This is a genomic window from Streptomyces sp. NPDC002044, assembly GCF_040296725.1.
GTDB lineage: Bacteria > Actinomycetota > Actinomycetes > Streptomycetales > Streptomycetaceae > Streptomyces > Streptomyces antarcticus.
The window spans coordinates 1-8,487 of sequence record NZ_JBEOXU010000208.1; the positions used below are offsets into that span (position 1 = coordinate 1).

At 69.8% G+C, this 8,487-nt stretch carries 8 protein-coding genes; 5 read left to right on the forward strand and 3 right to left on the reverse strand.

Going from position 1 to position 8,487, the window contains the following annotated elements:
* Window positions 1-181: 181 nt before the first annotated feature.
* The 3 genes from ABT106_RS29590 to ABT106_RS29600 form a co-directional block, all read right to left on the reverse strand.
* On the reverse strand, window positions 182-1,762 hold the full coding sequence (locus ABT106_RS29590) for a DUF2637 domain-containing protein (protein WP_351283464.1): 1,581 nt from the start codon (window positions 1,760-1,762) through the stop codon (window positions 182-184).
* 73 nt (window positions 1,763-1,835) lie between these two features.
* Entirely contained in the window at window positions 1,836-1,958 is a 123-nt protein-coding gene (locus ABT106_RS29595; RefSeq protein ID WP_351283466.1) for a hypothetical protein, read from the reverse strand.
* On the reverse strand, window positions 1,955-2,305 hold the full coding sequence (locus ABT106_RS29600) for an RNA polymerase sigma factor (protein WP_351283469.1): 351 nt from the start codon (window positions 2,303-2,305) through the stop codon (window positions 1,955-1,957). The genes ABT106_RS29595 and ABT106_RS29600 overlap by 4 nt, the downstream gene beginning before the upstream one ends.
* 515 nt (window positions 2,306-2,820) lie before the next feature.
* Here ABT106_RS29600 and ABT106_RS29605 point away from each other — a divergent pair.
* From ABT106_RS29605 to ABT106_RS29625, 5 genes are all read left to right on the forward strand, one after another.
* Window positions 2,821-3,618: a GntR family transcriptional regulator gene (locus ABT106_RS29605; protein WP_351283471.1), complete on the forward strand. Its 798-nt coding sequence runs from the start codon at window positions 2,821-2,823 to the stop codon at window positions 3,616-3,618.
* A 44-nt stretch (window positions 3,619-3,662) separates the two neighbouring features.
* Window positions 3,663-4,220, forward strand: a complete 558-nt coding sequence (locus ABT106_RS29610; protein WP_351283473.1) for a UTRA domain-containing protein — start codon at window positions 3,663-3,665, stop codon at window positions 4,218-4,220.
* A gap of 32 nt (window positions 4,221-4,252) precedes the next feature.
* Window positions 4,253-5,146 carry a bifunctional DNA primase/polymerase gene (locus ABT106_RS29615; RefSeq protein ID WP_351283476.1) on the forward strand — a complete coding sequence of 298 codons (894 nt, stop codon included), beginning with the start codon at window positions 4,253-4,255 and terminating at the stop codon, window positions 5,144-5,146.
* Window positions 5,147-5,357: 211 nt separating this feature from the next.
* Window positions 5,358-6,923 carry a hypothetical protein gene (locus tag ABT106_RS29620; RefSeq protein ID WP_351283478.1) on the forward strand — a complete coding sequence of 522 codons (1,566 nt, stop codon included), beginning with the start codon at window positions 5,358-5,360 and terminating at the stop codon, window positions 6,921-6,923.
* A 598-nt stretch (window positions 6,924-7,521) separates the two neighbouring features.
* Complete coding sequence (locus ABT106_RS29625; protein ID WP_351283480.1) at window positions 7,522-8,322, forward strand: ParA family protein; 801 nt, start codon at window positions 7,522-7,524, stop codon at window positions 8,320-8,322.
* Window positions 8,323-8,487: the final 165 nt, after the last annotated feature.

Sequence of the window (8,487 nt, forward strand, 5' to 3'; positions counted from 1 at the left end):
GCGACAGGAGGTGATCGGAAGTCCACTTCTCGGCGGAACTCATGGGTTTCTCCTCTACCGTTGTGGTCGTGACCAGGGCGGTTCCTTCGTCCTGGTCGTGTGGTGACTGCTTCCGGCAGTCGCGACGAAGGCCAGCCCGGTTCCTTCGGGCTGGCCTTCATCGGTGGTGCCGGCGGGCTGTTCACGCTGCGGTGCGCGAGGCGGCCTCCGGGTCGTAGCCGCGGGCCGGGTCGTACCCGGCCTCGATCAGCGCGACGGCATCGGCCTTGGTGGTCGACGCCGTGCTGCCGGAGGTGACGCCGATCGCCGTGGCGACCTCGTCGAGCGTGACGTCCTCCGGGGACTTCGCCAGGATCATCCGGGCGACGATCCGCACCCGGCGCTGGCGCGGGGTGAAGTTCGCGGCGTCCTCGGCTTCGACCGCTCGGCGCAGGATCTGGGCCGCCGCCTCTCGGGCTTCGGCCGCTCGCTTCTGCGCTTCGGCCGCTCCGGCTTCGGCTTCGGCCGCTCGGTGAATCCCTTCGAGCGCCTTCGCCTTGTCCGTCTCCGTCTTCGCCAGCGCGGCCATCTTCTGGGCGTTGGCTTCGGCCGCTCGCGCCTCGGCTTCGACCGCTCGGGCCTTCGCTTCGGCTGCTCGCTTCTTGGCTTCGGCCGCTTCCTCGGACTCGACCGCCTCGCTCAGCGCGCTAGCCGCCCGAGCCTGAGCATCGGCCCGCGCCTCCGCCTCCGCGACCGCCCCGCGCGCCTGGGCCCCGGCGACGCCCTCGGTGGCGCTCAGGTCCGCCGTCAGGCTCGCCATCTCCTTGCGGTGCGCCAGGCGCTCCTTCTCCGCCTGATGCTCGGCCCGCTCCCGCTCCAGCTCCAGGTCGCGGGCCCGGCGTTCGGCCTCCTGCTGGCGGCGCAGCTCCTCGCGCGCCATCCGGTCGGGCAGGGCCAGCGCCTCGTCCACGGTCAGGCCGAAGGGCTCCAGCTTCTTCGGCAGCCGCGCCAGAGCCGCCTCGCTGCCCTCCTCGAGCCCGGCCTTGGCCAGGTCCGCCTTGTACTCGTTCCAGGCGTCGAAGATGGCCCGCTCGCGCAGCCGCCCCATGGCCTCCGCGTAGCCCTCGTCCCACAGCTTCATCTGCTTGAAGATGCGCCAGGTGGGGCGGGCGGCCAGCAGCCAGCGGTGTCCGGGGATGGTGTCGTGGTCGGCGGGGAGCGCGGCCTGGTGGACCAGGATCCGCCGCCCGGCCTCGACGCCGATGACGAACAGGACCGGCATCAGCCCATGGGAGAGGGCCTTGTCGGGGTGGTCCTTGATCGAGCCGAACGCGGCGGCGTTGAAGTACACGCTGGCCACGGTCATGACGTGGGCGAGGAACCGCAGCAGGGGCCACGACGTGCGGATCGTCGCCATGAACAGGTCCAGCAGCAGGCAGGTGACGATCGCGACGTCCACACCGATCGCGAAGAACTTCCCGTCGTCCACCGAGAACCCGAAGACCGTGTGCCCGGCCTTGCTCAGGTTCCCGAAGGAGAGGTAGAAGCCGATCGCGCCCATGACGCAGCCGCCGACGACGGCGGCGATCCCGAGGGCGACCTTCACCTTCCGGCTGACCTCCGGCGTGCCGGTCGGCTCGTCCTCCACCGGAGTGCCCGAAGCCTCGGGCGAAGTACCCGAAGGAATCGGGCGAGTGCCCGAAGCGGCCTCGCGGAAGGCGGGGACCGGGTCGGGCTCGTAGGGCGCCGGCGCCTTGGCGGGCGGCTCGATTGTGGTCGTCATCTCTCTCCATCCGAAACGGTGCGGGGGGCGGGTCCGGAGCAGCCGAAGCGCTCCGGACCCGGGTGGCCAATGATCAGGTGCAGCTCGGACAGGTCTGCGACGGCGGTCCGGAGAACCAGTTGCCGCACTGGTTGCACTGCCAGTCGCCCGACGCGATCCGGGCCAGGAAGCGGACCGCCCGGCGGGCCGTCCTCATCGCGCCGCCCCCGTCCCGGTCGCCGCCAGCTCGGCGCACAGCCGGTCCAGCGGCCCGTCCTGCGGGTCCATCGCCATCTCCCGGCGGACCCGCGCGGAGCGGTAGTGCGCGTACACCCGGCGCCGGGCGAACACCGACAGCAGCCCCGAGGCGTTGCGGATCTCGTTGCCGCGCAGCAGGTACTGCCAGACCATCAGCCACACGTCCTGGGCGAGGTCCTCGGCGTACGCGGCCCGGTCCTCCAGGCGCAGCGTGCGGGCGACGATGTTGAGGACCCTGACGTGCTGGTTCGCGTAGATCTCAGCGAGGTCAGCGGCCAGGGCCTGGTCGTGGGTACCGTTCTTCACGGGTCGCACCTCCATGCGATCTGGGCCGCCAGGCCCGGCCGGTCCCGCGCTCCAACGCGGGGCCGGCCGAAGATGAAGAAGCCACCGGCGGCCGAAGAAGCGGCGTGATGCCGCAGTGCCCCGAGCCGGACTCGAACCGGCCAGATCCCAAACGCAATCCCGGGGCGCCAGCACCTTTTCCACCGGATCGCCGATGGGCGTAGGCAGGTGCTCCACCTCCCAGGCGTGCCACGGTGCCCGGACCCCTCGCCCCGCTCTGTCCCGGGACCCTTCGTCCCGACACGAGGCCAGGACGCAGCCCGCCAGCCCAACTAGTTGAGTGGCGTGCGGATTGATTAACCCACCTCTGCCAGCGGGTGTCAACACAACTAGCTGAGTGCGAGCAGGTTGGATTTCTGACCTGCGGAAACACCGCTACAACACACCCGGATGCGGCCCCGGCTTCCGATACTCAACTAGCTATGTCATGCTTGCCGCCAACGACATCACCGACGAATCGAAGGGAGCGGAGGGCCGTGGCCAAGAAGGAGCCGGGCAAGACCGAGCGGATTGCCGCCGACCTGCGGGCGAAGATCGAGAACGGGAAGTACCCGCCTGGCGGCAAGCTGCCCAGCGTGTCCGACCTCCAGGCCGCTGAGGGGATCGCCTTCCAGACCGCCCGGGACGTCTTCCGGCTGCTGGAACGGGACGGGCTGATCGTCACGCGGCAGGGCAAGGGCTCGTTCGTGACCCCGTTCATCGGCAAGATCACTCGGGACGGGACCGGGCGCTACCAGCCCGCGGCCCGGTCCGAGGGCGGGGCTCGGGGCGCTTTCGAGGCTGAGCTGAACCGGCTCGGGCTGGTCTACAAGCCGACCCCTACCGAGATCGGCCGGGCCCGGCCGCCCCGCGAGGTCGCCGACGCCTTCGACCTGCACCACTCCGCGAAGGCGATCTACCGACAGCGCGCCATGAAGGCCGGGCGGGACACCGCCGACGCCGAAGAGGGCTTCGTCGTCCAGCTCGCGACCTCTTGGTTCCCGGTCGAAATCGCTGGCGGGACGCCGATCGAGGAGCAGGACACCGGGCAGGGCGGGAGCAAGAACCGCCTCGCCGACCTCGGCTTCGCTCAGCGACGCATCCGCGAGTCCATCGAGGTCCGCTTCCCGACCTCGGAGGAGGCGGAGGCCCTGGGCATCCCGGACGACCGGCAGGTCTACGAGCTGGTCCACCACGCCTCGACGGCGGAAGGCCGTGTCGTAGAAGTCGCCGTGCACGTCATGCCCGCGAACATCTGGCGGTTCTCGTACACCTGGGAGCTGGACGCCGACTGACGTCCTGCCCGTTCCACCCACCCATCACAACGAAGGAGAGCGAAATGCCCAGCAACACCATCGGCACCGACGGGACGATCACCCGGGATGCCCGGAGCCGGTACCGGCAGCGGGCGGAAGCCGGTGCCCACGGGGCATTCGAGGCTGAGACCAAGCGCGCCGGCGGCAGCCCTCGCGCAGAGATCGACGTAGCTCGCGGCTCGGCTCCCGACGAGATCCGCGCCCACCTCGGCAACACCGAGGCGGAGGTCGTCATCCGGCGTCGTCGCATGTTCGACGGTGACCGTCTGGTCCAGCTCTGCGACACCTACATCCCGGCCTTCGTCGCGGAGGCCGCGCCCGACGTGGCTCAGCTCGACACTGGCGTGGGCGGGATCATCTCGCGCATGGCCGACGCCGGGCTGGCTCAGACGGAGGTCGTCGAGGACGTCACCCAGGAGCCCGCCAGCCCCGAGCAGGCCGACGCTCTCGGGGTGCAGCCCGGCTCCCTGCTGCTGACCATCACCCACGTCGGTCGCACCGAAGACGGCCGGACCGTGGAGGTGTCCAAGCACACCCTCGGACCCGGCTGGACGCTGCGGTACGGCGTCCCCCTGAACTGATCTGACCAGGCCGGATGGGCGAGGAGGACTTCATGACGCACGACACCTCAGCAGGCGAGTACCTGCGGCAGGCCCTGGAGCTGGTGGCGCTCGGCGTGCCCGTGCTGCCGCTCCGCGAGGGCAAGGGTCCGTTCGGGAACTGCGCCGCGTGCGCCAAGAACGCGTGCGGCGGCAGGCCCAACATGAAGTCCGCTGGCGCCTGCTCGTGCCCGCGGCCGTGCCACGGCTGGGCCGCCGCCTCGACCTCCGCCGACGTCGTGACGTCGGCGGCCTGGGCGGCGGCCTGGCAGCGGGCCGGGGCCGTCGGCTACCACCCGGGCGGCACGGGGGTGACCGTGGTCGACCTCGACAACGCCGACGCGGTGGCCTGGGCCCGCGAGACCCTCCCCGCCACCCGGACCGTGGCCACGACGCGGGGCCAGCACTGGATCTACCTGGGCACGATGCAGTCCGCGAACGGCGTGCGCCCCGGCGTCGACATCAAATCGCTCATGGCATACGCCCGCTGGCTCGGGCCCGGCGAGGGCCTGATGATCCGGCTGCCCGAGACGGTAACCGCCCTCCCCCGGTACGTGGTGCCGGCGGGGGCGGTGGCGTCTTCGCCTATGCCTCGGGCCTCGTGGACTCGGGCGGTCGCCACCGGGTGCCGTCACACCGAGCGGTACGTCCGGACCGGCCTCGACAAGGGCGTCGCCATGGTCACCGGCCACCGCGAGCAGGGGGCCGCCAGCCAGGCGTTCGGTGTCGCACGGTTCCTCGGCTCTCTGCACCAGGAGTGCCCCGGACCGTGCGGCTTGGAGGCTCTGGGCGGGGAGATCGTCGCGGCGGCCGTCGCCGTCGGAGTCCCCGAGTCGTACGCGGTCCGGGCCGTCGATCGCGGCTTCGCCGAAGCGGGCATCCCGGTGCCCTCGACACAAATGGCCTGAGCTGCATAAACACGCTCAGCTAGGGTCAACCCACATCAGAAAAGCGAGTGGCCCGGCAGGTGGTTGCACACCTAAACCGGGCCGACTCTGGAAGCTTTCGAGCTGGGCCTGTTTCTCGACCCTCCCGCCTTCCTAGCTAGTCACCACTGTACGACACGGTGACCAGGCAGAGGAGACGGAAACAGGCTCAGCTCCCGAGAACGGAGCACACGTGAGCCACCCGTCCGACGACGGTCACCCGACCGACACCGTCACCGCCGTACCCCAGCCGCGGGCTGAGGTTCGCGAGCGCGTCGTCATCGACGTCACCGACGAGCCGACAGGGGTCACCGAGGTGACCCGGGCGCTCCAGTCGGGCGCGATTGCCGACGTGTACCTGCGGGGCCGGCGGCCCGTGTGGATCGGCGAGGGGAACGACGGCCCCTTCATCGAGGAGATCTCGAAGGACGGCCTGACTCTCGCCCTGCACGAGCACGCCGAAGTCTTCAAGATGCGGAAGACCGGGCCCGCCCCGGTGCTTCTCCCCACGCGAGTCGCGGCCGTAGTACTCGCCCGCAACAACTGGAAGCTGCCCGCGCTCAAGGGGATCACCTCCGTTCCCCTGCTCAGCCCCGACGGTCGACTGCACCTCCGGGAGGGCTACAACCCGGCCACCGGATGGTTCTACTCGCCGCGCATCCGCATCAAGGACGTTCCGGAGAACCCGACCCCGGAGCAAATCGCCGACGCTCAAGAGCTGATCGTGGGCAGGATGCTGGGGGACTTCCCCTGGATGGCCGCCAGCGACCTCGCTCAGTTCGTCGGCTCCCTGTTCATTCCCCTGCTCCGCTCGATGATCCCGGACCCCACCCCGCTGTGGTGCATCACCGCGACCAACCCGGGCTCCGGCAAGTCGCTGCTCTCGCGGATCATGGGTGACCTCTTCGGGCTCAAAACGGCCTCTTGGGGCTCCGACAACGGCGAGCAGCGGAAGGTCATCACCTCCGTGCTCATGGAGTCCGGCCACCCCGTCACCGTCTTCGACAACGTGCCCTCCGGCCACACTCTGCGCTTCCCCGTGATGTCGGAGCTGATCACCTCGCAGATCTGGGGTGACCGTGTCCTCGGCAAGTCGGAGATGGCGAACATCCCGAACAACATGCTGTGGGTCGCCAACGGCAACAACCTCACCGTCGGCGACGACCTGGCCCGCCGAACCATCTGGGTTCGCCTCAACCCGGACGTCCGACCCGACACCCGCGACCCCGCAGCCTTCGCGGCCGGCGACCTCAACGAGTGGCTCCAGCTCCACACCGCCGAAGTCCTCCATGCGCTCCTCACTCTGCTTTGCGGCTGGGTGTCGGCCGGGATGCCGAAGACCAGCCACCACATGGCTTCCTTCGGCGCCTGGCCTCGGACCCTGGGCGGCATCCTGAACTGGATGTGCCTGCCCGGGTGGCTGGAAGATCGCGAGGAGCAGATGGAGGACGCCGACGAGGACTCCATGGAGTGGGCCGCCTTCCTCTCCGTATGGCACGACGAGCTGGGCACGAAGGAGTACACGTCCCAGAATCTGGTCGACTTCGCCTTCGCCTCCGCTACCGGGATGAGCGCCGCATCCTCGCTCAGCAAGGTGATGCCGACCAACGGCGACAAGATCCCGAACTCGAAGCAGCTCGGGAAGTGGCTGCGGGCGCGGCAGGGACGGTTCTTCAGCGGCTACCGCATCCTCGCCCGGCGCGACGCCCGCCAGAAGATCAACTACTGGCGGGTGGAAGGCCCCCCGCCTCAGCAGTAGCCACTCCTCGGCATCGCCCAAGGCCCGCACGGACACTCCGTGCGGGCCTTCGTCGTGCGTACTACTCAATGAGCGCGGCAACTACTACCCGCACTGCCCGCACTACCCGCACTACCCGCAAAGCAGCAGGTCAGCGGCCTACGGGTAGTTGCTCGGCCTCTACCCGCAGCGGGTAGTCCGTCCCCGCTCTACCCGCACTATCCGCCACGGGGTAGTGCGGGTAGTTGCGGGTAGTGCGATCTTGCCACCTGACCACTACCCGCAACCTATCTGACCTGTGGTTATGCGGGTAGTACGGGTAGTGCGGGTAGTTCTTTTAACTATTTGGATTCTGTGACTAGAGAGAAGTACCGGTTCCAGTGGTGAAGAAGCCACCCGCGCGGGTAGTGCACTGCCCGCGCGGGGAGGGCGCCCGCGGGGCGGTGGCTTCTTCACCCACAAGCGGACCGGTGGTGCACGACGGCCTGAGCTGCCGATGTGCTGGCATGCTGGCGGGCTGGCTGGCGGGCGGGTTGGCGCGTCTGCTCGCGAGCACGCCCGCCGCGCTGGCAAGCTGGCGTGCTGACGGGGTCAACGAGGTACGGGCAGGGGCGAGGCGATGGCCAGGCGTACGGTCGTGATCAACAACCGGGGCGGGGTCGGCAAGAGCGACGTCACGCTCCGGCTCGGGGCGGCGCTGGCGAAGCGGGGCCGGCGGGTCGGCCTGCTCGACTTCGACCCGCAGGGCAACCTCTCGCGCCGGGCGGGCTGGACCTACAACGAGGCCCAGCCGCAGGTGACGGTCAGCGAGGCGGTCCAGGCCGACCGTGTCGGCACGATGCGCCAGGTGTGGACGTCGGTGAACTGGGACATCGAGTACGCCGACCGGATGCGGCTGGCCCCGGCCTGGCTGGAGCTGGAGAACCGGTACGCCGAAGCCGGAGTGGCCGGCGCGCACCAGCGCCTGGCCAAGGCCCTCCAGGGCGCCGACGACGACCTGGACCACGTCCTCATTGACTGCCCCCCGAGCCTGTTCCACCTGACCCAGATGGCGTTCTCCGCCGGGGACGGCGTCCTCCTGGTGACCCGCGCGGAGATCGACGCGATCCTCGGCGCCCGCCGGGTGCGCGAGTTCATCGCGGACAAGAAGGCCGCCCTGCACGCCGACGATCTGACGATCGACGGCGTCATCGTCAACGACTACGAGCAGGGCAAGCCGCGGCAGCGCCAGCAGCTCGAAAGCATCCGGCGGATCTTCGGTGACCTCGTCTGGGACCCGATCATCGGCCGCCGGGAGATCATGGCGAACGCCTCGAACGACCACGTCCCCCTGGAGCACGCGAAGGGCTCGCAGCTCCAGCAGGCGGTCGCCGGGTTCGAACTGCTCGCCGACACGTACGAGAAGAGGACCGCCGCCTGATGGCCCGCCACAACTTCGAGACCCCCGACAACGTCACCGAGCCGCCGCTCACGCCGAACACCGGAGGCGTCAAGGTCGGCGAGGACCTCGGCCGCCGGCGGAAGGCGGCGACGGGCACCGACTGGAAGTCCTTCTCCAGCTACCTCCCCGAGGACGTCCAGCGGG